Raw genomic sequence first — 25,034 nt, 5'->3', positions numbered from 1 at the left:
TCGTGGCGGGCGGTCCGGCGGGCATGTGCCGGCGGCTCGTCGATAATGCCATAGCCGCGCGGACGGTGTCGAACCCGGCCCCACTTATGCCGTCAGCCCGTTTGCGGGATAATCGCGGCAATTCATCTGGAGATTTACATGTACAGGAATCTGGTCGCGGCATCGGTGCTGGCCCTGGGCCTGGCGGGCTGCTCGATAGGCATCTCGCAGGACGGTTCGGCGCCGCACAGCGAATTCAAGGCGCCGGTGGCCTTCAAGGACGCCTACGACGCGGTCATCCGGCAGTCCAATGCCTGCCTGCGCAGCACCGACAATGCCTACCGCGTGGTCGCCGATCTGAACGAGAGCGCGCAATCCGGCGTGGTGCGGGTGCTGGCCCCTTATTCCGACAATGAAATGACGCGCGTCGACCTGAAGGCGGCCGGCGCAAAGACCACGGACGTGCGTATCGTGATGTGGGGCAAGGGCACCTGGGACGCCGCCGCGATGCGCGCAATGCAGGATGCCATCTACTACAGCCTGGTGTCTTGCAGCACCTACATGCCGCTGGACCCGCGCCCCGCGGTCAAGCCGTCGCGCGACCTGCCGCGCGACTGAGGGCACGTGCGCGGGATCAATCGCCGCCCGGACGGCGGCGGATGATCTTGAAGGTGGCGGTGGCGCGCGCCACCAGTTCGCCGTCGGCGCGCCGGATGTCGCCTTCACAGAAGGCAATGGATGCGCCGCGGCGCAGGCAGCGCGCCTCGATGACCAGGTCGCCCGTGCCGGGAGACAGGAACGTCGTGTTCATGTCGATGGTGGCCATGCCTTCGGAGGCATCCGCCGAGCCGCGCGCCGCGGCGCTCAGGGTGAAGTCCAGTACGCTCATCAGGGTGCCGCCATGCACGTCGCCGCGGCTGTTGGTCAGGTCCTGGCGCCAGGGCAGCGTGGTGCGCGCGTACGCGGGCGCGATGCTCTCGGGCACCAGGCCGATGAAGTGCATGAACGGAATGGTCAGGCCGAAGTAGTCGGTTTGGGTGGAAGCGGATGCAGTCATGGAACCGTTGTGGGCGGGAATGGATAGCGGGTTGTCGCCGGTCATAATATATGTTTTTGCCACGGGATTGAGGCCATGACCGGGCAGGAGCCCTTGCGGTCCTTTCGCAAGATCGTGCATGTGGACATGGATGCGTTCTACGCGTCCGTGGAGCAGCGCGACAACCCCGAATTGCGAGGCAAGCCGGTGGTCGTCGCGTGGACCGGCCCGCGTTCGGTCGTATGCGCGGCCTCCTATGAGGCGCGCCGCTTCGGCATCCATTCGGCCATGTCGGCCATCAAGGCGGAGCGGCTCTGCCCGCACGCGATCTACGTCCCGCCCGACTTCAACCGCTACCGCGACGTGTCGCGCCAGATCCGCCAGATATTCGCGCGCCATACCGACCTGATCGAGCCCTTGTCGCTGGACGAGGCTTACCTGGATGTCACGGTCAACAAGTACGGGCTGCCGTCGGCCACCGAGGTGGCCCAGGTCATCCGCCAGCAGATTCGCGAGGAAACCGGCCTGACCGCCTCGGCTGGCGTGGCGCCTAACAAGTTCCTGGCCAAGATCGCCTCCGACTGGAACAAGCCTGACGGACAGTTCGTGATCCGCCCGAACAAGGTGCTGGCCTTCCTGGAGCCCTTGCCCGTGCGCAAGGTGCCGGGCGTGGGCAAGGTGACGCAAGCGCGCCTGGAACAGCTGGGCATTCTTACGGTGGGGGATCTGGCGACCCACAGCGCCCAGGAACTGGAGCACTATTTCGGGCGCTATGGCCGGCGCCTTTACGAGCTGGCGCGCGGCATCGACGAGCGCGAGGTGCAGACGGATCAGCCCTTGCAGCAGGTCTCGGCCGAAACGACGTTCTCGCAGGATATCCGGCTGGACGCCCTGGGCGAGGCGATCGACCGCATGGCGGACAAGGTGTGGGACCAGGCGCTGAAAAAGGGTGCGCTGGGGCGCACGGTGGTGCTCAAGCTGAAGACCGACCGTTTCCGCATTCTGACGCGCAGCCAGACCAGCCCGAATCCGCCCGCGTCCGCGGCCGAACTTGCGGCGCAGGCCAGGCTGCTATGCGAACGCGTGGAACTGCCGCCGGAGACGCTGTACCGGCTGGCCGGGGTGGGGATGAGCAACTTCGCCGATCCCGCAGAACAGTCGCGCCAGCCGGATTTATTCGGCGGCGCGTTCTAGGCGGGCCACGCAGGGCTTGCGCAAGAAAAACCGCTCCCGCCCCAAGGCAAAAACGCCCCTTGGGGGGCAGCCGGCACGCGTAGCGTGCGCAGCGCGTGGTGGGATTTCCCTTTTTCTTCAGGCCAGGCGGGCCTTTACTTGCTGCGACAGCGCCGTCATGTCGGCGCGGCCGGCCAGGGCCTGCTTGAGCAGCGCCATGACCTTGCCCATGGCGGGTGCGCCGGTCACGCCTTGCGCGGCTACTTCGGCCAGCGCGGCGTCGATGGCGGCGGCCACCTCTTCAGGCGTGGCGGCCTGCGGCAGGAATTCCTGCAACACCACCAGTTCGGCCTTTTCCTGCTCGGCGGTTTCCGTGCGGCCGGCCTGTTCGAACGCGGCGATCGACTCGCGGCGCTGCTTGACCTGCTTTTCGATGATGGCGGTGATCTCGGCGTCGGACAGCTCGCGGCGTTCGTCCACTTCCTTCTGCTTGACGGCGGCCAGCAGGAAACGCAGCGTGGTCAGGCGCGCGGCGGCCTTGGCGCGCATCGCGTCCTTGACGGAGTCGGACAGGCGGGTCTTGAGCGTAGCAGTGCTCATCGGTAAACCTTTGTGGTGTTGCGGTAAACAGGAAGTGTAAACCGGCAGGCGGCGCGCGGCGCGCATGCAATTGCTCAATCCGTTCTTAAAGATGTATTATAAATATATGTTTAAAGGCGAGCACGATCGCAATCCAAGGAGCAGTAGATGTTGAGCCCCCAAATCCGCGCGCTGGTCAAGGCCACGGCCCCCGTCCTGAAGACGCATGGCGTAGCGCTGACCAAGCACTTCTATGCGCGCATGTTTGACCACAACCCCGAACTCAAGCACATCTTCAATCAGGCCCATCAGGCGGGCGGCCAGCAGCAGCATGCGCTGGCCGGCGCCGTGACCGCCTATGCCGAGCACATCGACGATCCTTCCGTGCTGATGCCGGTGGTGACGCGCATCGTGCACAAGCACGTCAGCCTGGGCATCCGGCCGGAACACTACGCCATCGTGGGCAAGCATTTGCTGGCGTCCATCCGCGAAGTGCTGGGCGAGGCGGCCACGGACGAGCTGGTGGACGCCTGGGCGGCCGCCTATGGCCAGCTGGCGGACCTGCTGATCGCCGAAGAAGCGCGCCTGTACGCGGAGTCCGCGAACAAGCCGGGCGGCTGGACGGGCTGGCGCGCGTTCCGGGTGGTGGGCAAGCAGCCCGAAAGCGCCGAAATCACGTCCTTTTACCTGGCGCCGGCCGACGGCGGCACGGTGCCGGCCTACCGGCCGGGCCAGTACGTGTCGGTGCGCGTCTACGTGCCCGAGCTGGGCCTGATGCAGCCCCGCCAGTACAGCCTGTCGGACGCGCCGGGCCAGGATCGCCTGCGCATTTCGGTCAAGCGCGAAGCGGGCGGCGATCAGACGCCGGCCGGTCGCGTGTCCAACGCGCTGCATGACCGCCTGGAAGAGGGCGGGGTGCTGGACGTGGCGCCGCCCCAGGGCGATTTCCACCTGCGCGAAGACGGCAATGCGCCGGTCGTGCTGCTCAGCGGCGGCGTGGGCCTGACGCCCATGGTGTCGATCCTGAACCATCTGGTGCGCGCCAACGACGACCGCCAGATCCGTTTCGTCCATGGCTGTCGCAACCGGTCGGTGCATGCGATGAAGGATCACATCAACCACATCGCCGCCGAACGCGGCAATGTGCGCAAGGCGGTGTTCTACGAGGAGATCGGCCACGGCGACCAACCCGGCCGCGACTACGACCACAAGGGACGCGTCGATCTGCACGCCATCCGCGACGAGGCCATCGTGCCTGGCGCGGACTACTACCTGTGCGGTCCGGCGGCCTTCATGAGCGCGCAGCGCGAGGCCCTGGTGGGCCTGGGCGTGGCCGAAGACCGCATCCACGCCGAGGCGTTCGGCACGGGCGGCGCGCCCGCCTGAGCGGTGTATCCTGGCGGCCCGATCCTCCCGGGTCGTCCGGACTCCTCCCCATCCAGCCATGCAACTGAACCGATTCACCGACTTCGGCCTGCGCGTCCTGATGTACCTGACGCAATGCCGCGACCGGCCCGCCGCCGTCACCGTCCCGGAGATCGCCGAACGCTTCCAGCTGTCGCGCAATCATCTGGTGAAGGTGGTGCATTTCATGGCGCAGCGCGGGTGGATCAGCACGTCGCGCGGCAAGGGCGGGGGGCTGAGCCTGGCGCGCCCGGCCACGGATTACCGGGTGGGCGACCTGATCCGCGAGCTGGAGCAGCAGGGGCCGCTGATCGATTGCCGCGAGCCGCCCTGCGCGCTGGACGGCGCATGCCGGCTGTCGGGCGTGCTGGCGCAGACGCTGCAGGCGTTCTACGAAGCGCTCAATGGCTATACGCTGGCCGACCTGGTGCGCGAGCCGACGGCGGCTGCCATCATCAAGTTGCATCGCGTCGCCTGAGGCGGGGCATGATGTTTGGTTATGGCCCCTGCGGCGTTTGGCATTTGCCGGCGCGGGCGCCGGCGTTACAGAATGGACGCATTCGCAGTCTTTTTTGGATAACGGTATGCGCGTTTGCGTAATCGGCGCCGGCGTCGTGGGTGTCACGTCGGCCTATTTCCTGGCGCGCCAGGGTCATGAAGTGGTGCTGGTGGACAGCCAGCCCCGTCCGGCGGAAGTCTCCAGCTATGCCAATGGCGGCCAGCTCAGCTACAGCTATGTGGCGCCGCTGGCAGGCCCGGGCGTGCTGCCCAGCGTGCCCGGCTGGTTGCTGCGCCAGGATTCGCCGCTGCGCTTCCGGCCGCGGCTGGATCCTCACCAATGGCGCTGGTGCCTGCAATTCGCGCTGGCGTGCCGGGCATCGGTGGCCAAGGCCTCCACGGCCCAGCTGCTGACCCTGTCCTACCTCAGCCGCGATGTGATGCACACCCTGCTGGAACAGGAGAGCCTGGACTTCGGCCATCTGAAGAACGGCAAGCTCATCGCCTACCGCAGCGCGGAATTGCTCGACAAGGCGCGCGCGCTGGTGGCCTACCAGGCCGCGCACGGCGCCGAGCAGCAGGTGCTGGATGCCGCCCAGACCGTGGCGCGCGAACCCGCGCTGGCCGGCATGGGCGCAAGCCTGGCGGGCGCCATCTATACGCCCAGCGAAGAGGCGGGCGATTGCCGCCAGTTCACCGAGGCCCTGTTCGACCGCCTGCAGGCCATGGGCAACGTGCAGTGCGCCATGTCCAATCCGGTATCCGGCCTGCAGCTTGAGGGCCGCCGTATCGTGGCCGTCAATGCCCGCGACGGCGACATCGGCGCCGATGCCGTGGTGCTCGCCACCGGCATGGGCACCCGCGCCTTGCTCAAGCCCCTGGGCCATGATGTGCCGCTGTATCCCCTGAAGGGCTATAGCTTGAGCGTGCCCCTGGAGGACGACGACACGGTGGCGCCGCGCATCAGCGTGACCGACTACGAACGGCGCATTGTCTATGCCCGTGTGGGCAAGGTGCTGCGGATCGCGGCCATGGTCGACATCGGCAGCGCCAACGCCGATATCGACCCGGTGCGCATCAGTCTGCTCAAGCGCCAGGTGCTTGAGGCATTTCCGGCGCTGGACCTGAGCCAGGCCATTCCCTGGGCCGGATTGCGTCCGGCCACGCCCACGGGCAAGCCCCTGATCGGGCGCAGCCCGGCGGCGGACAATCTCTGGCTGAACATCGGCCAGGGCGCGCTGGGCTTCACCCTGTCCTGCGGCAGCGCCGCGCTGCTGACCGCGCAGATGGCCGGCATGGAATTGCCGCTGGACGCCACGCCCTTCAAGCCCTGACGAAAACGGCAATGTCCATTTCGCGATAGCCCGTGCCTTTTCATCGGCAGACGGGCTGACCGCCGCTCAATAGGATAGCGATCATCCGCCGCGCAAGCCGCCTTCGGGCTGCTTGCGCGGTTGGAGCCGATCCCATCCTTCAAGCGAAATTGCCATGTCCTATCTGTTTCCCTTGTTCGCCATCCTGTTCTGGGCGGGCAATGTCATCGTGTCCAAGATGGCCGCCAGCGCCATCTCTCCCACTGCCATCACCTTCTACCGCCTGGTGCTGGCGCTGTTCCTGATGGGCCTGTTCACGGCCCGGCCCGCCTGGCGCAACCGCAAGGTCATCCTGCGCCACTGGCCCAAGCTGGCGCTGTACGGCGCCTTGTCGTCGGCGGTGTTCCAGGCGCTGTCCTACCGGGCCGCCGAAACCACCAGCGCGACCAACATGGCCATCCTGACGGCGCTGATTCCGCTGCTGAGCATGCTGCTGAGCGTTGTGATCCTGAGAGATCCGCTGACCCTGGGCATGGCCGCGGGCGGAGTGCTGTCTTTCCTGGGGCTCCTGTACCTGGTGGGCCAGGGCGACATGCTGAGCGTGTTCCAGCATGGCATTCATGCGGGCGACGGCCTGATGTTGCTGGCGGCTTTGTCCTATGCGCTGTATGGCGTGCTGCTGCGCCATTGGCGGGTGCCGGTTCCGGCCTGGCAGTCCACCTTTGTGCAGTCGATCTTTGCGCTGCTCTACATGCTGCCGCTGTATCTGCGGGTGCCGGCGGCGCAGGCCGCGCTGGATGTGAAGACGATTCCGCTCATCCTCTACGCCGGCATCTTCTCGTCGGTGCTGCTGTCGTACCTGTGGATCGAAGGCGTGCAGCGCCTGGGGCCCAACCGGTGCAGCATTTTCATCAACCTCTTGCCGCTGTTCACCGCGCTGGCCGCTTTCGTCATGCTGCGCGAGCAATTGCATGGCTACCACCTGCTGGGCGGCGCGGTCACGCTGGGCGGGGTGCTGCTGGCGCAGACGGTGCAGCGGCCGTTGTTCGGCGCCGCGCGCGGCCGTGCGCTGGCGACGGGCAAGGCGTAGCCAGCGGTTCACGGGCGTTCAATACAGGCGCTGGTTCCCGCCGCATAGTGGCGCTCTTTAAGCGGAGGAGCCATGAGCATTTTCCAGAAAGCCACGATCGCGCTGGCGCGCAGCCCGGTGGCGGGGCGGGCGATGCGGACGATGGCGGCGCGGTCCACGCTGGCGCGCCGCTTCGTCGGCGGCGCCGACGTGGACGAAGCGGTCCGGACCGCCGCGCGCTTGCGGGAGGCGCACGGCATCCGGGCGTCCCTGTTCTATCTGGGCGAGTACGTCGCCGACCGCGGCGCCATCGAGCACAACGTGAATCAGGCTATCGGCGCATGCGGCGCGCTGGCCGCAGCTGGCCTGGATGTGCACGTTTCAGTCGATCCCACCGCCATCGGCTACATGCACAGCGACGCGCTGGGCGAGGACAACGCGCGTCGCATCGGCATGGCGGCACGTGGCAGCGCCGGAAAGGGGGGCGACTGGATGGTGCTGGACATGGAAGACTCGGGCATCCGTGACCGCACCTGCGCCCTGCACCGCAATCTGCTGGTAGCGGGCATCCCCGCCGGCCTGACCTTGCAGGCGCGGCGGCGGCGCACGCCGGAAGACCTGGCCTGGGCCATCCGCCAGCGGACCTCGCTGCGGCTGGTCAAGGGCGCGTTTCCCGAGCGCGCGCTGGACCACGCGGGGCGCGCCCGCATCGACCAGGCCTATCTGGACGCGGCTTCCATCATGCTGTCGCGGGAGGCGCGCGAATCGGGTTTTTATCCTGTCTTCGGCACGCACGACGACCGGCTGGCCGGCGCCATCATGGAGCTGGCACGGGACCGCGGCTGGCCGGCCAGCGGCTTCGAGTTCGAAATGCTCTACGGCGTACGCCCGGATTGGCAACTGGCGCTGCGCGCCTTGGGCTATAACGTCAGGGTCTATCTCCCGTTTGGCGCCGATTGGTGGCCGTATGCCATCCGCCGCGTGGGAGAGAATCCTCGTAACGCGTGGCTGCTCGCTCGTTCCCTGACGGCGGACGGACACTATTTCGGATAGCCACGGTCCACTGGCGCACTCATGGCGGTTTCCCAACATATCTGGCATTGCGGCGCGGGCCTGCCCGGCGATGTGCTGATCGCGGACTTGCGCGCCTACCGCTATGCGCCGCATTTTCACGATGCCTGGTCCATCGGCGCCATTGCGCGGGGCCGCTGCGATTTCACGGTGCATGGGGAACCGCAAGCCGCGGGCGAGGGCGACCTGGTGGTGATCGCCCCGGGGCAGGTCCATACCGGCGGCACGTCGGCCGCGCCGCTGGCGTATCGCATGGCGTATATCGATCCGGCCTGGTTCCAGGACCACGAACGGGCGCTGTATGCCGAGGGTGCGAGCCTGGCGGGACCGGTCATCGCCGATGCCGCGCTATGCCGCCTGTGGCTGGAGGCGCTGTCGCCGGACACGGTCCCGTCCGCAGTGCGCCGCGAGCGCATTTCCGCCGCCCTGTTCGGCCTGCTGACCGCGCATGCCCGGGCGCGGGGCTCCGCGCCCGCGGATGATGCCATGACGATGCCCGACGTATGCGCCCTGCTGCGCGAGCGCATGGCGGCCGACCCCGCCTGCGCGCCGGACCTGGAAGCGCTGGCGCAGGCTCAGGACCGGCATCGCACCACTCTGGTCAAGCAGTTCGCCCGGCGCTATGGCCTGCCGCCGCAGGCCTGGCTGCGCAATTGGCGGGTGGCGCGGGCCCGGGTACTGCTGCGCGGCGGCCTGCCGTTGGCGGACGCCGCCCAGGCGGTCGGCTTCGCGGATCAGGCGCACCTGACGCGCGTGTTCAAGCAGGTCTACGGCAGCACGCCCGGGGTGTTGCGCAAGGCCGGCGCGGGCGGCTCCCAGACATTGTGACTGCGGGGCGTCTCGATCCGGTAATCCGAGTACTTCCGGGTGAAGAAACCGGCTCCCAGCTTTTCCGCCGCGAGCAGCGGCTGGCGGGGATCCTGCGCGATCTCTCCGCGCCGGTTGCCGGCGCCGTGCACATAACCGACAAAGTCCGAATGGGTATAGCGCGCGTACTCCTGCACCTGATGCACGATGCCCAGCGCGGCGCCGGGATAGGTTTCTTCCGAGACGACCGCCAGACCCAGCCGCTTGCCGGCCATGCGCGCCTTGACGTGCTCCGGTTCGGGGCCGGCGCCCACATAGTGGCTGAAAGAGCGGTCGAAGAACGCCTTGGCCTGGGCGGACATGCCGTACCAGTAGACGGGCGTGCAGATCAGCACGCCGTCGGCGGGCAGGAAGTGATCCAGGAACAGCTCGGCGTAGCGATCGGCCGGTGCGCCCGAATGCCGCAAGTCCGGCAGGAAGCCCTGGATGTAGTCGTCCAGGAACAAGAGCAGGGCGGACGTGCCGGCAGCCTCGGCTCCGCGCCGGGCAGCCTCGCCCAGCGCAGCGCTGTTGCCGTCCCGGCGCGGACTGCCGACCAGGATGAGCAGTCGTTTTGATTGCTGATTTGAATTCATGCTTGGCTCCGTGGATTGAATGAATGTGCTCATCCAATTGGGGAATATTGGGCTCGCGGTTGCGGCGCGACAAATGATGATTCCTTGAGTAAGATGAAATGAATTCACCCAGGAGGCCATGCCATGTTCGCCACGCTTCCCGTCACGGCGCTGCGCACCTTCGAGGCCGCGGCCAGGCTGCGCAGCTTCAAGCTGGCCGCGGCCGAGCTTTCGGTCACGCCGACGGCGGTCTCTCATCAGGTCAAGGCGCTGGAGCGGCACGTGGGATTCGCGCTGTTCGATCGCGTGCCGCGTGGCGTGCGCCTGACCGACAAGGGCGCGCGCCTGTTCGCGGGAGTGCATGGCGCCTTGCTGGACGTCGCGCAGACCCTGGACGCCCTGCGGCCGGCGCCGGCATCGGGAGCGCTGACGGTGTCGACGACGCATTCATTCGCGGCGCTGTGGCTGGTGCCCCGGCTGGGGCGCTTCCATCAGGCCTGTCCGCAGTATCAGCTGCGCCTGGATACCCGCCCGGATCCCGTGGACCTGCTGCAAGACGCGAGCGTGGACGTGGCCATCCGCTACAGCCGCCAGCGCTATCCGGCCCTGCATGCGGCCTGCGCGCTGCCCGAATGGTTTGGCGTGTATGGCGCGCCGGCGCAGGTGGCGCAGGCGGGCAGGCGCGCGCCCGCGCTGGTGACCGTGCGCTGGCGTGATCCCGCGCTGTACGAGCAAGGGTGGCAGGAGTGGTGCGTGGCGGCCGGCCTGCCCGCGTGGCGCCGGCCCACGGCCGAGCATGCCTACGAGGAAGAGCACTACGCCCTGCAGGCGGCCATCGCGGGCCAGGGGTTGGTGCTGGCCAGTTCCGTCATGGTGTCGGACAGCGTCGGGGCCGGCACCCTGGTGCCGTATCGCCCCGACGTCCGTGTGGCGGGCTCGGCCTATACCGCGCTGTGCGCGCCGGGGCGCGAGCGCCATCCGCCCGTCAGGGCTTTCCTGGCGTGGCTGCGCAAGGAATTCCGCGCCTAGGGCCGGCGCTCGCGGGCCGGGCGGCGGTGCGCGGCAGCAGCGGCAGCGCCGTCAGCATGCATGCCCCCGCAATCAGCCAGGCCATCGGCCACGAGCTTGCCGCGACGACATGCGGAATCGCAAGGGGCGTGAGGAACAGCCCCAGGTAGACGCAGCTGTTGGCCATGCCCAGCGCCGTGCCCGCGCGGGATGCGCCGGCCAGCGTGGCCAGCTCGGTGTAGGCCACGCCATGCCAGGCCGATGCGCAGATGCCGGCGGCGGCAAGCAGCACCGCCACGGCAAACACGGCCCCATTCGAGGCGGGGGCCGCCCGGACCGCCCAGGCCGCCGCGGCCAGCGCCGCGTACAGCGCGAAGCTCAGCAGCGCGCAGCCGCGCAGGTAGGCGCGGCGGTTGCCGTGGCGATCCGTCCACCTTCCGCTTGCGATGCGGGCGGCCATGGCGCCAAGCTGCACGGCAACCATCACGGCGGTCAGGGTGCCGATGCCGGCGCGGCTGAAGTCATGCAGAAAGACCGCGGCAAAGGTCAGCACCGCGAATTGCGGGCTGCACATGACGCCGATGGCGAACGCCGCACGCCAGACGCGGGCGTCGCGCAGCGGGCTGGATGCGGCGGGGTGATGCGCGGCCAGGGCGCGCGGGCGGTCCGGGTCGCGCAGCCAGCAGGCGGCAAGCAGCGCGGCAGCGCCGCACATGGCCGCCAGCACGCCGAAGACCGCGCCAAATCCGGCATGGGCGGCCAGCCAGGGAAGCAGCAGCGCGCCCAGGCCGCCGCCCAGCGGCACCGCTGTCTGACGGATGCTCATGGCCAGTCCCCGCTCGCCTTCGTCGAACCAGGCCATCACGGCGCGGCCGCTCGCGCCGTTGACGCTGCCACCCAGCATGCCGACCAGCACCAGCCCTGCCGCCAGCAGCCAGAGGCTGGGCACGCCGCCGCCGGCGGGTACGGCCCAGCCGCTCATCCAGGCGAGGGCCGCCGCCGTCGCGCCCAGGCCTGTCAGCAGCACGGGGCGGTCTCCCCAGCGGTCGGTCAATAGGCCCCACGGCAGTTCGAACAGGGCCACGCCCAATCCCAGCAGGCCCAGCACCAGGCCCAGCTGGTCATTGTCCAGCCGGTAGCCGGAGCGCATCAAGACGGCGGTGGTGGGCAGGCCCGCCGCGACGGCGGAAAAGGCCGTGTTGGCGACGACGCCCACGGCCAGGATCTTCCAGCGATGGAATGGACGGGCGGGAAGCGTTGGGGACAGGGGAAGCGACACGATAGGCACCTACGAACGGGTGGATTGACGGGGCCAGTCTGCGCTTCTACTATCATTCTGAAAATCGGGAATTTATGTAGTCATGGTTTCGAAAAACAGGACTATCTGATGAGACCAGTCACGTTCGACCTGGATGTGTTGCGCAGCTTTGTCGCGGGCGTGGACCTCGGCAGCTTCGGGCGTGCCGCCGACCGCCTGGGCCGTTCCACATCCGCCGTCAGCGCCCAGCTGAAGAAGCTGGAGGAGCAGGCCGGTGTGCCGCTGCTGCGCAAGGACGGGCGCGGCCTGGCGCTCACCGACGCCGGCGAGACCATGCTGGCTTACGCACGCAGGTTGCTGGATCTGAACGATCAAGCCTCCCGAGCCGTGCGCGGCGTGGAATTGCAGGGCAGGGTGCGGCTGGGCCTGCAGGAGGATTTCGGCGAAATGCTGCTGCCGCGCGTGCTGGGCAGGTTTGCGCGGACCCATCCTAAGGTGAGGATCGAGGCGCGCGTGGCGCGCAACACCGACCTGCTGGAACGCATCGCGCTGAGCCAGCTGGATCTGGCGCTGGCCTGGGACCACGACGCGCGCCTGCCGCATGTGCAACGGCTGGCCGAACTGCCGGTGTGCTGGATAGGGCCTGCTCACCCCGCGCCCGTTCCGGATTCGGATGGCGTGTTGCCGCTGGCTGCCTTCGAGCCGCCCTGCCTGTTTCGCGGCTGCGCCACGGACGCCCTGGACCGCGCCGGCATACCCTGGCTGGCCGCATTCACCAGCCCCAGCCTGGCGGGGTTGTGGGCCGCCGTGTCGGCAGGCTTGGGGCTGGCCGTGCGCACACCCTTGGGTCTGCCCGCGACAGTGCGCGCGCTCAAGCCGGGCGAACACGGTTTACCGGATCTGCCTGCCATCCCGCTGTCGCTGTACCGTGCCCAGGCGCAGCCAGATCCTGTCTGCGCCGCACTGGGCGGAATCGTCGAGCAATGCGTCAATGACAGCGTCGCCGCGCTGTCGGCGGCGCGCATCCAATCAGCGGAGCCCGCAGGCCGTGAATCGATTTCATGAGATGACAGTGTTCCTGGCGGTGGCCGAGGCCCAAAGCTTCGCCGCGGCCGCCCGGCGTCTGGAGATGTCGGCGCCCACGGTCACGCGCAGCGTGGCGGCGCTGGAACGCCGGCTGGGCGCCTTGCTGCTGCTGCGCACCACCCGCAGCCTGCGGCTGACCGAGGCGGGCCAGCGCTACGCCGCCGACTGCCGCCGGATCCTGGACGAGGTGGAGCAGGCCGACGATGCCGCCGCGGGCGCGATGTCCGCGCCGCGAGGCGCGCTCAGCATCACCGCGCCCGCCTTGTTCGGCGAACTGCACGTGATGCCTGCCGTGCTGGGCTACTTGCGGGAGCACCGCGAGGTCTCCGTGCGCGCGCTGCTGGTGGACCGCGTGGTGAACCTGCTGGACGAAGGCATCGACGTGGCGGTGCGCATCGGTTCCTTGCCGGACTCCACCTTGACGGCGGTGCCGGTCGGGCATGTGCGCCGCGTGGTCTGCGCGTCGCCCGGCTTTCTGCGGGAACGCGGCGTGCCCGAGGACCCGGAGGCGCTGCACCGCTTCTGCACGATCACCGTGGCCATGGAGGGCAGAGGACCGCAATGGCGCTTCCTGCAGGACGGACAGGCCCGGCGGCTGAATGTGGAATCGCAGCTGACCGTCACGTCTTTTCAGGCCGCGGTGATGGCGGCCTGCGAGGGCTGGGGCCTGACGCAGGTGATGTCCTACCAGGTGGCCCGGCCTCTGGCCAGCGGCGCCTTGGAGGTGGTGCTGCGCGATTTCGAGCTGCCGCCCCGGCCGGTCCATGTGGTGTACCCGGAAGGGCGCAAGAGTTCGGCGAAGGTGCGCAGTTTCGTGGAGTTCTGCGTCGAGGCCCTGCGCCGCGATCTGGCCGCGCTGCCGGCCTGAGCCGCATTCTTTCATCCGCCGCAAGAGTGTCTTGCCGGCGCTGGCCGTTCACCTTCCGCACGCGGGGGCTCAAGATGGAACCTTGATTCCACCTGGAGCCCCCCATGCAAGCCGTCCCCCTGACGTTCTACAGCTTTCCCCTGTCCGGCCATGCGCACCGCGTCGCCCTGATGCTGTCGCTGCTGGATGTGCCGCATCGAACCGTGGACGTGGATCTGCGCGGCGGAGAACAGAAGCGCCCTGAATTCCTGGCGCTCAACGCCTTCGGCCAGGTCCCGGTGATCGACGACAACGGCGTCGTGATCGCCGATTCCACCGCCATCTTGGTCTATCTGGCCAGGCGCTACGGCGGCGAGGCATGGCTGCCCGCCGACCCCGCGGGCGCCGCGGCCGTGCAGCGCTGGTTGTCGGCGGCGTCCGGCCCCTTGGCGGCCGGGCCCGCGACGGCGCGGCTGGTGACGCTGTTCGGCGCACCCTACGACGCGCAAACCACGATGGCGCGCGCACATGCCTTCCTGGCCGTCATGGAGGGCGAGCTGGGCCGCCGCGATTTCCTGGCGGGCAGCGCGCCCACCATCGCCGACGTGGCCTGCTACGCCTACGTGGCGCATGCGCCCGAAGGCAATGTGTCCCTGGAGGGTTATCCGAATGTCAGGGCATGGCTTGCCCGCATCGAGAACCTGCCGCGATTTGTCCCCATGGCTTCGTCGCCCGTGGGCCTGCTGGCCGCTTGAAGGCGGGCGCCTCGCCCGCAAGGACATCATCATGACCTCCCCCGAAAACTTCGCCCCGCCGCCGCCCTGGCATGCCGGCGAACGCCGGCTGCAGGAACACGCGGGTGTGGCCGCGCGCATGGAGCAGGTCGGCCGCAAGGTCATCCGCGACTACATGCCCGAGCAGCATCGCGAATTTTTCGCCCAGCTGCCCTTCCTGGTGGCGGGCGCGGTGGACGGGCAGGGCGATCCCTGGGCGGGCGTCCTGGAGGGCGAGCCCGGCTTTGCCGTGTCGCCCGATCCGCACACGCTGCGCGTGGCCGTCCTGCCCGATGCGGATGACCCGCTGCGCGCCGGCCTGGGGCCGGGCAGGGCGGTGGGCTTGCTGGGAATCGAGCTGCACACGCGCCGCCGCAATCGCATGAACGGCCGCATCGCGGCTTGGGACGGCAAGCGTTTCGACGTGGCGGTGGAGCAGTCCTTTGGCAACTGTCCGCAGTACATCCAGTCGCGCGATTTCTATTTTTCGCGCTCGCCGTCGATGCGCTTTGCGGCCGCCCTGCCCGAGCGCGACGGGCTGGACGCCGCGGCGCGCGCGCTCATTTCGGCGTCGGACACCTTCTTTGTCGCCAGTTACGTGGACCGGGATGAAGCCGCCTGCGGCCGCGGCGTGGATGTCTCGCACCGGGGCGGCAAGCCCGGCTTTGTACGGGTGGACGGCGATGTGCTGACGATCCCGGACTTCTCCGGCAACCGTTTCTTCAACACCTTGGGCAACCTGGCGGCCAACCCCGTGGCCGGATTGCTCTTCATCGACTTCGATCGCGGGGACGTGCTGCAGTTGAGCGGACGGGCGGAAGTGATCCTGGACGACCCGGCGATCGCGGCGTTCGAAGGGGCGGAACGTCTTTGGCGCGTGCATGTGCGCCGCGTGGTGAGGCGGCCGGGCGCGCTGGCCTTGCGCTGGCGGTTCGATTCCTATTCGCCGACCGCGCTGGCGACGGGGCAGTGGCCGGCTGCCGCCCAGGGCCTGTTCAGCCGGTGCGGGCCCTAGCCGGGCTGCGCCGTCTTCTGCACGACCGCGTCGCCGGGGCCCAGCAAGCGGCCATCCTGCGCGCGGATCTCCATCCGGCGCACGGGCTGGCCGCGCTTGCGGTCGATCAGCGTCGAGTGCGCTTCGGTGGGGCCGTAGAAATGGTCTTCGCCCCATTGACGCAGGCCGACGATCACCGGGAAGAGCGCCTGGCCTTTTTCCGTGAGCACGTATTCCTGGTAGGCGGTTCCGTCGGATGCGGGCGCGACGGCCAGGATGCCGTGGGCAACCAGCGTGCGCAGGCGGTCGCTGAGGATGTTCTTGGCCACGCCCAGGCTCTTCTGAAACTCCCCGAAGCGGCGCAATCCGTCGAAGGCATCGCGCACGATCAGCAGCGACCACCAGTCGCCGATGGCGTCGAGCGAGCGTGCCACGGGGCAGGCGGCGCCTTCAAGGCTGGTGCGTTTGACCATGTCGGGTCCTTTGGGGTGGGTTGGCGGCATGCATTTTATGGTTGCATTATAAAACCTTAGGATCTAGCATTTCGGTTGCATTATAAAACTACTTAAGGATCGTCATGACTGCTCCACACCCTGAACTCCCCCCTGGCGAGCCTCAGCGCCGAATGCCCGCCTCCCTGGTCATGCTGCTGGCCGCCGCTTGTGCCCTGAGCGTCGCCAATGTGTATTACGCGCAGCCTTTGCTGGACGCCATCGGCCGCGAGTTCGGCATGAGCGAAGCGACGGTGGGCATCGTCGTCACCGCCACGCAGCTGGGCTGCGCCCTGGCACTGCTGTTCGTGGTGCCGCTGGGCGACCTGCTGGACCGCCGCCGGCTGATGCTGGCGCAGCTGGGCCTGCTGGTGCTGGCCCTGGGCGCGGTGGCGTCGTCGGCGAATTCGCCGTGGCTGCTGGCGGGCATGGTGGCCCTGGGTCTGCTGGGCACGGCGATGACGCAGGGCCTGCTGGCGCTGTCCGCCGCGCTGGCCGCGCCGTCCGAGCGCGGGCGGGTGGTGGGGGCCGCGCAGGGCGGCGTGGTGATCGGCCTGTTGCTGGCGCGGACGCTGGCCGGCGCGGTGGCGGACCTGTGGGGCTGGCGCGCGGTGTATCTCGTGTCGGCCTGCCTGTCCGCAGTGCTGGCGCTGGTGCTGGCCCGCTGGCTGCCGCGACGCCGCCTGCCCGCGGCTGACCTGCGCTACGGCGCGCTGCTGCGTTCGGTTTTTGTCCTGCTTGCGACCGAACGCGTCCTGCGCGTGCGCGGCATGATCGCGCTGTTGATGTTCGCGGCGTTCAGCGCATTCTGGACCGCCCTGGTGCTGCCGCTGAGTGCGCCGCCGCATTCGCTGTCGCACACGGCAGTGGGTGCGTTCGGGCTGGTCGGCGTGGTGGGGGTGCTGATGGCGGCGCGTGCCGGCCGCCTGGCCGATAGCGGGCAAGGCCAGAAGACCACCGCTGTCGGACTGGCGCTGCTGTGCCTGGCCTGGGCGCCGATCGCGCTGCTGGATCACAGCCTGTGGGCGCTGGTCTTGGGAGTGCTGGTGCTGGACTTGGCGCTGCAGGCGCTGCACGTGACCAACCAGGCAATGATCTTCAGCATCAGCGCGCAGGCGCACAGCCGCCTGGTGGGCGGCTACATGATGTTTTACGCGGTGGGCAGCGGCCTGGGATCGATCGCGTCCACGGCCGTGTACGCGCGGGCCGGCTGGCTGGGGGTCTGCGCGCTGGGCGCGGGCATCAGCCTGGCCGCGCTGCTGTTCTGGGCGGCGACGGTGCCGCGCAAGGCGTCCCGCCTGCGCGGGACCCCGGAGCGCCAGCCGTGCGATCAGGCGCGGGTGTAGGCGTTACGGCTGCACCTCGTAGTCGCGCGATCCCAGCACCACCGCCGCCAGGCCCGGCGCCTGCGTCAGCTTGTGCAGCGCATAGCACTGCGCCGTGGCGATCTTGGCGTTGTGGAACGCCGGATCTTGGGCTTGCAGATCCAGGCTGGCCAGCAGCGCGCGCGCCATCTGCCAGCCGGCCAGCGTGGTGCCCGCCAGCAGCAGGTAGGGAACGGCCGCGCCGAAGACCGCGTTGGGATGGCTGGCGGCATTGGCCAGGATGAAGTCGACGGCGCTGGCCAGCGCCAGGCGGGCCTCGCGCAGCGGCGTCAGCATCCGGAGGGCGGCGGGTTCGCCGCGGGCTTCCAGTTCACGTTCGGTCTGGCTGACCGCTACCAGCAAGGCGCGCGCCACGGCGCCGCCGTCGCGCAAGGTCTTGCGGCCGACCAGGTCGTTGGCCTGGATGGCGGTGGTGCCTTCGTAGATGGTCAGGATGCGGGCGTCGCGGTAGTACTGCGCCGCCCCGGTTTCTTCGATGAAGCCCATGCCGCCATGGACCTGCACGCCCAGGCTCGCGACGTCGATCGACATCTCGGTGCACCAGCCCTTGACGATGGGGACCAGGAATTCCTGGATGGCGAGCTGGCGCTTGCGTTCGTCGGCGTCGGGGCTGGCGTGCGCCAGGTCGGCGTGGCCGGCGGTGACGTAGGCCAGCGCGCGGCCGGCCTCCGTCAGCGCGCGCATGGTGCCCAGCATCCGGCGCACGTCCGGGTGCTGGATGATGGGCACCGCGTCGCGCGACGAGCCATCCACCGGGCGGCTCTGCACGCGCTCGGCCGCATAGGCCAGCGCGTGCTGGTAGGCGCGGTCGGCGATGGCGATGCCTTGCACGCCCACCGCATAGCGGGCGGCGTTCATCATGATGAACATGGCGTCCAGGCCGCGGTTTTCCTGGCCGACCAGGTAGCCGAGCGCGCCGCCCGCGTCGCCGAATTGCAGCGTGGCGGTGGGGCTGGCCTTGATGCCCAGCTTGTGTTCGATGGACACGCAGGCGACGTCGTTGCGTTCGCCCAGCGTGCCGTCGTCATTGATCAGGAACTTGGGCACCAGGAACAGCGAAATGCCCTTCACGCCTTCGGGCGCATCGGGCAGCCGGGCCAGCACCAGGTGCAGGATGTTCTCGGTCAGGTCGTGGTCGCCGTAGGTGATGAATATCTTGGTGCCGGAAATGCGGTAGGTGCCGTCGCCCACGGGCTGGGCGCGGCTGCGGATCATGGCCAGGTCGGAGCCCGCCTGCGGCTCGGTCAGGTTCATGGTTCCGGTCCATAGGCCGGAGATCATCGGGCCGATGAAGCGCTCGCGCAGTTCGGGGGAGCCGGCCGTCATGAGCGCTTCGATGGCGCCGTTGGTCAGCAGCGGGCACAGCGCGAACGACAGGTTGGCGGCGTTCAGCATTTCGGCGCAAGGCGAACCGATAAGGCCGGGCAGCCCCTGGCCGCCGTATTCCACCGGATGGGTCATGCCTTGCCAGCCCGCGTCGGCGTATTGGCGGAAGGCTTGCTTGAAGCCCGGCGCGGTGGTGACGGCGCCGTCGCGCCAGGCGCTGGGCTCGCGGTCGGCAGGGTGGTTCAGCGGCGCCAGGACTTCCGCGGCGAAGTGCGCGGATTCTTCCAGCACGGCCTGGGCGGTGTCGGGCGTGGCTTCCTCGAAACCGGGCAGGGCGGCCACCTGGGGCAGGCCGGCCAGATGGTTCAGCACGAACAGCATGTCTTTCACGGGGGCTTGGTACGTCATGGCGTATGCGCTCCTGGATTTTTGGGGAAAGGGAATCAGGCGGGCTTGTCGGGGTTGGCCACGTCGATGGCCGACGTGGCGCCGACGGCGGCGCGCAGCTCGAATTTCTGGATCTTGCCGGTGGAAGTCTTGGGCAGTTCGCCGAAGCGCACCGCACGCGGTACCTTGAAGCCCGGCAGCAGCAGCTTGCAGTGTGCAATGATCTCGTCGGCGGTCGCGGTGCAGCCAGGCTTGAGCTCGACGAAGGCGCAGGGCGTCTCGCCCCATTTGGGATCGGGCATGGCCACCACGGCGACGGCCGCGACGGCCGGATGCCGGTAGAGCGCGTCTTCCACCTCGATGCTGGAGATGTTCTCGCCGCCCGAGATGATGATGTCCTTGCTGCGGTCCTTGATGCGGACATACCCGTCGGCCGTCATCACGCCCAGGTCGCCGGTATGGAACCAGCCGCCGGCGAAGGCGTCCTCGGTGGCGCGTTCGTTCTTCAGGTAGCCCTTCATGCAGATGTTGCCGCGGAACATGACTTCGCCGATGGTCGCTTCGTCGGGCGGCACGGCTTCCATGGTTTCCGGGTTGCGCACCGACACGCCGGCCTGCAGGTGATACCGCACGCCCTGGCGGGCGGTAAGCTGCGCGCGCCGTTCGTCGTCCAGCGCGTCCCAGGCGTCCTGGCGGGCGCAGACGGCGGCGGGGCCGTAGACTTCGGTCAGGCCGTACACGTGGGTCAGCTCAAAGCCGATGTCGCGCATCTTGGCGATGACGGCCGGCGCCGGCGCCGCGCCCGCCACCATGGTGCGCACGGTATGCGCGATGCCGGCGCGCATCTCGGCCGGCGCGTTCGCCAGCGCGCTTTGCACGATGGGCGCGCCGCAATAGTGGGTGACGCCTTCGTTGCGGATCAGGTCGAACACGGTCTGGGGATCGAACTTGCGCAGGCACACGTTCACGCCGGCGCGCGCCGCGACGGTCCACGCGAAGCACCAGCCGTTGCAATGGAACAGCGGCAGCGTCCACAGATAGACCGGGTGCTTGGGCATGTCCCATTCAAGGATGTTGCTGATCGCGTTCATGTAGGCGCCGCGATAGTGGTAGACCACGCCCTTGGGATCGCCGGTGGTGCCCGACGTGTAGTTCAGCGCGATGGCGTCCCATTCGTCGGCGGGCGGCTTCCAGTCGTACCTGGCGGGGGCGGCGGCCAGGAAGGCTTCGTAGTCGGTGGCGCCGGGCAGGGTGGCGGGCGCGCCTTCCAGGTCGTGGACGGAGATGACCGCCAGATGCGGGAATTCGGCGCGGGCGCGCTGGGCGAGCTCGGCGTATTCGGTGTCGATGATGAGCGCGCGGGCTTCGCCATGGCCCAGCATGAACAGCACGCTGGGTGTGTCCAGGCGGGTGTTCAGCGTGTTGAGCACGGCGCCCAGCATGGGCACGCCGAAGTGGGCCTCGACCATGGCCGGGATGTTGGGCAGCATCACGGCGACGGTGTCGCCGCGCTTGATGCCGGCTTGCGCCAGGGCGCCGGCCAGCCGCTGGGCGCGCTCATAGGTCTGCGCCCAGGTCCTGCGCGCCTTGCCGTGGACGATGGCCAGCCGGTGGCCGTAGACTTCCGCCGCCCGCGCGATGAAATCCACGGGGGTAAGGGCTTCGTAATTGGCCTCGCGGCGCGCAAGGCCGTGATCGAACATGCCGCTCATGCTTTGTCTCCATTGGGGCGCGGACGCCTCGTGTCCGTCTGCGGGGTATTTGATCCCCGTCGCTTGCTCCAGCATAGGCGCGGCCGGAAAATGGTGTCTGTCGCCTGCATGACAGACGGCCCGCCGACCGCGCCTACCTCAGTTTTACACGGTTCTTCCCATGTCCGATGTTTCAAACATAGTTTCCCCCGCGCAGCTGTCCAGGCTGTTTGAAGCCTGCTCCTGGTTCGCCTCGCTGGAGGCCCGCCACCAAGACCTGGTGCTGGCGACTTCGCGCGCCGAACACGTGGACAGCGGCGCCTGGATCGCGCGGCGCAACGCGCCGTCGGATTACTGGCTGGGCGTGAACAAGGGCTTGCTGAAGCTGGCGATCTACAACGAGTCGGGGCGCAGCTGCACGTTCTCGGGGGTGCCGCCGGGCGGCTGGTTCGGCGAGGGCAGCGTCATCAAGCGCGAGCTGCGCAAGTACGATGTGGTGGCCATCCAGCCGTCGCTGGTGATGCTGGTGCCGTCCGCCACGTTTCACGCGCTGCTGTCGGCCAGCCTGCCGTTTTCGCATTTTGTCATCGGCCAGTTGAATGACCGCATGGGCGAGTTCATCGCTTCCATCCAGAACCACCGTTTGCTGGATGCCGATGCGCGGGTGGCGCAGTCGCTGGCGCAGTTGTTCAACCCGCAGCTGTATCCGTCCACCGACCTGATCCTGGCGATCTCGCAGGAAGAGCTGGGCTACCTGACGGGCCTGTCGCGCCAGCGGGTCAACCAGGCCCTGCAGTCGCTGGCCGACCTGGGGATACTGGCGCTGGCCTACAACCAGATCAAGGTGCTGGACCTGGAACGCCTGCGCCAATACGGGCTGGAACAGATCTGAAGGTTCCGGGGGGGCGCTTCAGCCGGGCCGCAATGCCCGGTCCAGCGCCGCCTGCGCAAGAATGCGGGTGGAGTCCAGCGTGGGCAGCGCGGAGTTGCCGTCGTTCAGCACCAGCGGCAGTTCGGTGCATCCCAGCACCACGGCGTCGCAGCCGTCGTCGCGCAGGCGCTCGATCATGCCTTGCAGCCGCGCCACGGAGTCCGGCTTGAACACGCCGCGGACCAGTTCTTCCATGATGATGCGGCCGAGCGCCTGCCGGTCGTCCCCGGCGGGCCGCGAATAGTCCAGGCCGCGTTCGCCCAGCTTGGCCGGATAGACCTCGCTGTCCACCAGCCAGTGCGTGCCCAGGATGCCGATGCGGCGGTAGCCGCGCGCGGCCGCCACGGCGGCGACCTCTTCGGCGATGTGCAGCCAGGGCAGGGGAGACCGCGGCAGGACATGGCCCAGCGCCTGATGGATGGTGTTGTCGGGGCAGATCAGGAAATCCGCGCCCGCGCGGGCCAGCTTGTCCGCGGAGGACAGCATCAGCGCGCCCACGCCGGCCAGGTCGCGCCGGTCCAGGCAGGTCACATAGTCCGCCAGCGAATGCGTGTGCAGCGATATCTCGGGGTGCGCGTGCGGTCCCATGCGCTGCGCGCCGTCCGCGCACAAGCTGCGGTAGCAGAGCGCCGCGCCTTCGGCGGAGCAGGCGACGATTCCGATGTGCAGCGGCGTGGCGGTCATTCGGCGGATTCCTTGTCCAAGGCCCGCCCCTTGGGCGAGCGGGCGTACAGCGGCGATTGTAAGTGGCGAGCGCCTGCAAGCGTGGCGCCATCGCGTGGTGGAAAAAACCCGGAGACAGTGATTTATACCCTTGGCCTGGAGGGTCAAAAAAACCACGCGGTTTTCAAGGCGCTGATTTGGCGGGACTTTTTTCTGGCACGGAATTCGCATAGGGAACTGCACCCCAACCAACCGCAACACAGGAGGGCGTTCCCATCATGGGTCCGTATCGGAAATTATGGTTCACGTTGATCGCCGTGGTGGCGATCACATTCGGATTGCTGGGCTTCTACGGCGGCGAGGTCTACCGGCAGGCGCCTCCCATTCCCGGACACGTCGTGACGACCGACGGCCGGGCGCTGTTCGGCCGCGAGGACATCCTGGACGGGCAGACCGCCTGGCAGTCCGTGGGCGGCATGCAGCTCGGTTCGATCTGGGGGCACGGCGCGTACCAGGCGCCGGACTGGACGGCGGACTGGCTGCATCGCGAGCTGATGGCCTGGCTGGACCTGGCCGCGCGCGATGAGCACGGCCAGGCCTATGCGCAACTGCCCGCGCCCGCGCAGGCCGCCCTGCGCGAGGCGCTCAAGGCCGAGTACCGCGGCAACCGCAGCGACGCCGCCACGGACACCTTGACGATCACGCCGCGCCGCGCGCTCGCCATCGAGCAGACCGCGGCCTACTACGACCAGCTGTTCTCCGATGCGCCGGCCTTGCATCGCAGCCGCGAGAATTTCGCGATGAAGGAAAACACGCTGCCCGATGCCGCGCGCCGCACGCAGCTCACCCGTTTCTTCTTCTGGACGGCCTGGGCGGCGGCGACCGAGCGCGAAGGCAAGCCGGTCACCTACACCAACAACTGGCCGCACGAACCGCTGATCGGCAACCAGCCCAGCGCGGAAAACGTCATGTGGTCCATCATCAGCGTGGTGGTGCTGCTGGCGGGCATCGGCTTCCTGGTCTGGGCCTGGGCGTTCCTGCGCGGCAAGGAAGAGGAAGAGCCGCAAGCGCCCGCGCGCGATCCGCTCACCACCTTTGCCCTGACGCCGTCGCAACGCGCGCTGGGCAAGTACCTGTTCCTGGTGGTGGCGCTGTTCGGCTTCCAGGTGCTGCTGGGCGGCTTCACCGCGCATTACACCGTCGAAGGGCAGAAGTTCTATGGAATCGACGTATCCCAGTGGTTCCCCTATTCGCTGGTGCGCACCTGGCACATCCAGAGCGCGCTGTTCTGGATCGCTACCGGGTTCCTGGCGGCGGGCCTGTTCCTTGCGCCGCTGATCAACGGCGGACGCGACCCCAAGTTCCAGAAGGCGGGGGTCGACATCCTGTTCTGGGCGCTGGTGCTGGTGGTGGTCGGGTCGTTCACCGGCAACTACCTGGCCATTGCGCAGATCATGCCGCCCGAACTGAATTTCTGGCTGGGCCACCAGGGCTATGAGTACGTGGACCTGGGCCGCCTGTGGCAGATCGGCAAGTTCGCCGGCATCTGCTTCTGGCTGGTGCTGATGCTGCGCGGCATCGTGCCCGCCCTGCGCACGCCCGGCGGCGACAAGAACCTGCTGGCGCTGCTGACGGCTTCCGTCGGCGCGATCGGGCTGTTCTACGGCGCGGGCTTTTTCTACGGCGAACGCACGCACCTGACGGTGATGGAGTACTGGCGCTGGTGGATCGTCCACCTGTGGGTCGAAGGCTTCTTCGAAGTGTTCGCCACCACGGCGCTGGCCTTCATCTTCTCGACGCTTGGCCTGGTGTCGCGCCGCATGGCGACCACCGCCAGCCTGGCCTCGGCCTCGCTGTTCATGCTGGGCGGCATTCCGGGCACGTTCCATCACCTGTACTTTGCCGGCACGACCACGCCCGTGATGGCGGTGGGCGCAAGCTTCTCGGCGCTGGAAGTGGTGCCGCTGATCGTGCTGGGGCACGAGGCCTGGGAAAACTGGCGCCTCAAGACCCGCGCGCCGTGGATGGCCGACCTGAAGTGGCCGCTGATGTGCTTCGTGGCCGTGGCCTTCTGGAACATGCTGGGCGCGGGCGTCTTCGGCTTCATGATCAACCCGCCGATCTCGCTCTACTACATCCAGGGCCTGAACACCACGCCGGTCCACGCGCATGCCGCGTTGTTCGGGGTGTACGGCTTCCTCGCGCTGGGCTTTACCCTGCTGGTGCTGCGCTATATCCGTCCGCAGTATTCGCTTAGCCCCGGCTTGATGAAGCTGGCGTTCTGGGGCATGAACGTGGGCCTGGCGCTGATGATCTTCACCAGCCTGCTGCCGGTCGGCCTGATCCAGTTCCATGCCAGCGTCAGCGAAGGGATGTGGTACGCCCGCAGCGAGGCCTTCATGCAGCAAGACCTGCTGAAGACCTTGCGCTGGGGCCGCACCTTTGGCGACGTGGTGTTCCTGCTGGGCGCGCTGGCCATGGTCATGCAAGTGATCCTGGGGCTCTTGAGCGCCAAGCCCTCGCTGGCCGAGCCGCGCCTGACCCCCAAGGCTGCGCGGGGCTGAGCCCAAGGCGTCCGCCTCTTTGCGCCAGCGCAAAGAGACAGGCCGCCCCGGCCGGTCCAATGGAAGCAGAGCCCGCGCCCTCCTGGC

Annotated in this window: 24 protein-coding genes; 16 read left to right on the top strand and 8 right to left on the bottom strand. The window is 68.3% G+C overall.

Annotated features, from left to right (window positions below; all coding sequences use genetic code 11):
• The first annotated feature begins 138 nt into the window (after positions 1–138).
• Positions 139–597: a BPTD_2524 family lipoprotein gene (locus tag HLG70_RS11780; RefSeq protein ID WP_171664577.1), complete on the top strand. Its 459-nt coding sequence runs from the start codon at positions 139–141 to the stop codon at positions 595–597.
• Positions 598–613: 16 nt separating this feature from the next.
• Here HLG70_RS11780 and HLG70_RS11775 read toward each other — a convergent pair whose 3' ends face one another.
• Entirely contained in the window at positions 614–1,036 is a 423-nt protein-coding gene (locus HLG70_RS11775; protein ID WP_171664576.1) for a PaaI family thioesterase, read from the bottom strand.
• A 75-nt stretch (positions 1,037–1,111) separates the two neighbouring features.
• On the opposite strand from HLG70_RS11775, the gene dinB reads away from it, so the two are divergent.
• Complete coding sequence (gene dinB / locus HLG70_RS11770; protein ID WP_171664575.1) at positions 1,112–2,209, top strand: DNA polymerase IV; 1,098 nt, start codon at positions 1,112–1,114, stop codon at positions 2,207–2,209.
• A gap of 117 nt (positions 2,210–2,326) precedes the next feature.
• Here the strand turns inward: dinB and HLG70_RS11765 are convergent, their stop codons facing one another.
• Complete coding sequence (locus HLG70_RS11765; protein WP_171664574.1) at positions 2,327–2,788, bottom strand: GatB/YqeY domain-containing protein; 462 nt, start codon at positions 2,786–2,788, stop codon at positions 2,327–2,329.
• A gap of 147 nt (positions 2,789–2,935) precedes the next feature.
• Here HLG70_RS11765 and hmpA point away from each other — a divergent pair, with 147 nt between their 5' ends.
• The 6 genes from hmpA to HLG70_RS11735 all read left to right on the top strand — a co-directional run bounded on the left by hmpA (position 2,936) and on the right by HLG70_RS11735 (position 8,950).
• The gene (gene hmpA, locus HLG70_RS11760) at positions 2,936–4,153 is read left to right on the top strand and encodes an NO-inducible flavohemoprotein (protein ID WP_171664573.1); all 1,218 of its coding nucleotides are present in this window, start codon (positions 2,936–2,938) and stop codon (positions 4,151–4,153) included.
• 58 nt (positions 4,154–4,211) lie between these two features.
• The gene (locus tag HLG70_RS11755; RefSeq protein WP_171664572.1) at positions 4,212–4,649 is read left to right on the top strand and encodes an Rrf2 family transcriptional regulator; all 438 of its coding nucleotides are present in this window, start codon (positions 4,212–4,214) and stop codon (positions 4,647–4,649) included.
• Between the two features lie 106 nt (positions 4,650–4,755).
• Positions 4,756–6,003 carry a D-amino acid dehydrogenase gene (locus tag HLG70_RS11750; RefSeq protein WP_171664571.1) on the top strand — a complete coding sequence of 416 codons (1,248 nt, stop codon included), beginning with the start codon at positions 4,756–4,758 and terminating at the stop codon, positions 6,001–6,003.
• 154 nt (positions 6,004–6,157) lie between these two features.
• Entirely contained in the window at positions 6,158–7,072 is a 915-nt protein-coding gene (locus HLG70_RS11745) for a DMT family transporter (RefSeq protein ID WP_171664570.1), read from the top strand.
• 72 nt (positions 7,073–7,144) lie between these two features.
• Entirely contained in the window at positions 7,145–8,104 is a 960-nt protein-coding gene (locus HLG70_RS11740; RefSeq protein WP_171664569.1) for a proline dehydrogenase family protein, read from the top strand.
• A 21-nt stretch (positions 8,105–8,125) separates the two neighbouring features.
• Complete coding sequence (locus HLG70_RS11735; RefSeq protein ID WP_171664568.1) at positions 8,126–8,950, top strand: helix-turn-helix transcriptional regulator; 825 nt, start codon at positions 8,126–8,128, stop codon at positions 8,948–8,950.
• Here the strand turns inward: HLG70_RS11735 and HLG70_RS11730 are convergent.
• Positions 8,890–9,564: a flavodoxin family protein gene (locus HLG70_RS11730; RefSeq protein WP_171664567.1), complete on the bottom strand. Its 675-nt coding sequence runs from the start codon at positions 9,562–9,564 to the stop codon at positions 8,890–8,892. The two genes, HLG70_RS11735 and HLG70_RS11730, sit on opposite strands and share 61 nt — an antisense overlap.
• Positions 9,565–9,687: 123 nt before the next feature.
• Between HLG70_RS11730 and HLG70_RS11725 the strand changes: the two genes are divergently transcribed.
• Positions 9,688–10,572: a LysR substrate-binding domain-containing protein gene (locus HLG70_RS11725; RefSeq protein ID WP_171664566.1), complete on the top strand. Its 885-nt coding sequence runs from the start codon at positions 9,688–9,690 to the stop codon at positions 10,570–10,572.
• Here HLG70_RS11725 and HLG70_RS11720 read toward each other — a convergent pair.
• Complete coding sequence (locus HLG70_RS11720) at positions 10,529–11,833, bottom strand: MFS transporter (RefSeq protein ID WP_234103509.1); 1,305 nt, start codon at positions 11,831–11,833, stop codon at positions 10,529–10,531. The two genes, HLG70_RS11725 and HLG70_RS11720, sit on opposite strands and share 44 nt — an antisense overlap.
• 105 nt (positions 11,834–11,938) lie before the next feature.
• Here HLG70_RS11720 and HLG70_RS11715 point away from each other — a divergent pair, with 105 nt between their 5' ends.
• The 4 genes from HLG70_RS11715 to HLG70_RS11700 all read left to right on the top strand — a co-directional run bounded on the left by HLG70_RS11715 (position 11,939) and on the right by HLG70_RS11700 (position 15,530).
• Positions 11,939–12,874, top strand: coding sequence for a LysR substrate-binding domain-containing protein (locus tag HLG70_RS11715; protein ID WP_171664565.1), 936 nt, complete (start codon positions 11,939–11,941; stop codon positions 12,872–12,874).
• Positions 12,858–13,763 (top strand): LysR substrate-binding domain-containing protein, encoded by a 906-nt coding sequence (locus HLG70_RS11710; protein WP_213697174.1) that lies wholly within the window; start codon positions 12,858–12,860, stop codon positions 13,761–13,763. The genes HLG70_RS11715 and HLG70_RS11710 overlap by 17 nt, the downstream gene beginning before the upstream one ends.
• Before the next feature lie 104 nt (positions 13,764–13,867).
• Entirely contained in the window at positions 13,868–14,497 is a 630-nt protein-coding gene (locus HLG70_RS11705) for a glutathione S-transferase family protein (RefSeq protein ID WP_171664564.1), read from the top strand.
• Between the two features lie 31 nt (positions 14,498–14,528).
• Positions 14,529–15,530, top strand: coding sequence for a pyridoxamine 5'-phosphate oxidase family protein (locus HLG70_RS11700; RefSeq protein WP_171664563.1), 1,002 nt, complete (start codon positions 14,529–14,531; stop codon positions 15,528–15,530).
• Here HLG70_RS11700 and HLG70_RS11695 read toward each other — a convergent pair.
• Complete coding sequence (locus tag HLG70_RS11695) at positions 15,527–15,982, bottom strand: winged helix-turn-helix transcriptional regulator (protein ID WP_171664562.1); 456 nt, start codon at positions 15,980–15,982, stop codon at positions 15,527–15,529. The two genes, HLG70_RS11700 and HLG70_RS11695, sit on opposite strands and share 4 nt — an antisense overlap.
• A 152-nt stretch (positions 15,983–16,134) precedes the next feature.
• Here HLG70_RS11695 and HLG70_RS11690 point away from each other — a divergent pair, with 152 nt between their 5' ends.
• Positions 16,135–17,346: an MFS transporter gene (locus tag HLG70_RS11690; RefSeq protein ID WP_171664561.1), complete on the top strand. Its 1,212-nt coding sequence runs from the start codon at positions 16,135–16,137 to the stop codon at positions 17,344–17,346.
• Between the two features lie 3 nt (positions 17,347–17,349).
• On the opposite strand, the gene HLG70_RS11685 is transcribed toward HLG70_RS11690, so the two are convergent.
• The gene (locus tag HLG70_RS11685; RefSeq protein ID WP_171664560.1) at positions 17,350–19,119 is read right to left on the bottom strand and encodes an acyl-CoA dehydrogenase; all 1,770 of its coding nucleotides are present in this window, start codon (positions 19,117–19,119) and stop codon (positions 17,350–17,352) included.
• Between the two features lie 35 nt (positions 19,120–19,154).
• A complete protein-coding gene (locus HLG70_RS11680; protein ID WP_171664559.1) occupies positions 19,155–20,810 on the bottom strand; it encodes an acyl-CoA synthetase in 1,656 nt (551 codons plus the stop codon).
• 160 nt (positions 20,811–20,970) lie between these two features.
• On the opposite strand from HLG70_RS11680, the gene HLG70_RS11675 reads away from it, so the two are divergent.
• Positions 20,971–21,681, top strand: coding sequence for a Crp/Fnr family transcriptional regulator (locus HLG70_RS11675; protein ID WP_171664558.1), 711 nt, complete (start codon positions 20,971–20,973; stop codon positions 21,679–21,681).
• 18 nt (positions 21,682–21,699) lie between these two features.
• On the opposite strand, the gene HLG70_RS11670 is transcribed toward HLG70_RS11675, so the two are convergent.
• Complete coding sequence (locus tag HLG70_RS11670) at positions 21,700–22,404, bottom strand: aspartate/glutamate racemase family protein (RefSeq protein WP_171664557.1); 705 nt, start codon at positions 22,402–22,404, stop codon at positions 21,700–21,702.
• 257 nt (positions 22,405–22,661) lie between these two features.
• Here HLG70_RS11670 and HLG70_RS11665 point away from each other — a divergent pair, with 257 nt between their 5' ends.
• Positions 22,662–24,947: a nitric-oxide reductase large subunit gene (locus HLG70_RS11665; protein WP_171664556.1), complete on the top strand. Its 2,286-nt coding sequence runs from the start codon at positions 22,662–22,664 to the stop codon at positions 24,945–24,947.
• The last annotated feature ends 87 nt before the right edge of the window (positions 24,948–25,034 follow it).

The organism is Achromobacter deleyi (genome assembly GCF_013116765.2).
GTDB classification, from domain to species: Bacteria; Pseudomonadota; Gammaproteobacteria; order Burkholderiales; family Burkholderiaceae_B; genus Achromobacter; species Achromobacter deleyi_A.
Note: the sequence above shows the minus strand (reverse complement) of the source record. Positions and strands in the feature narration are given on the sequence as shown.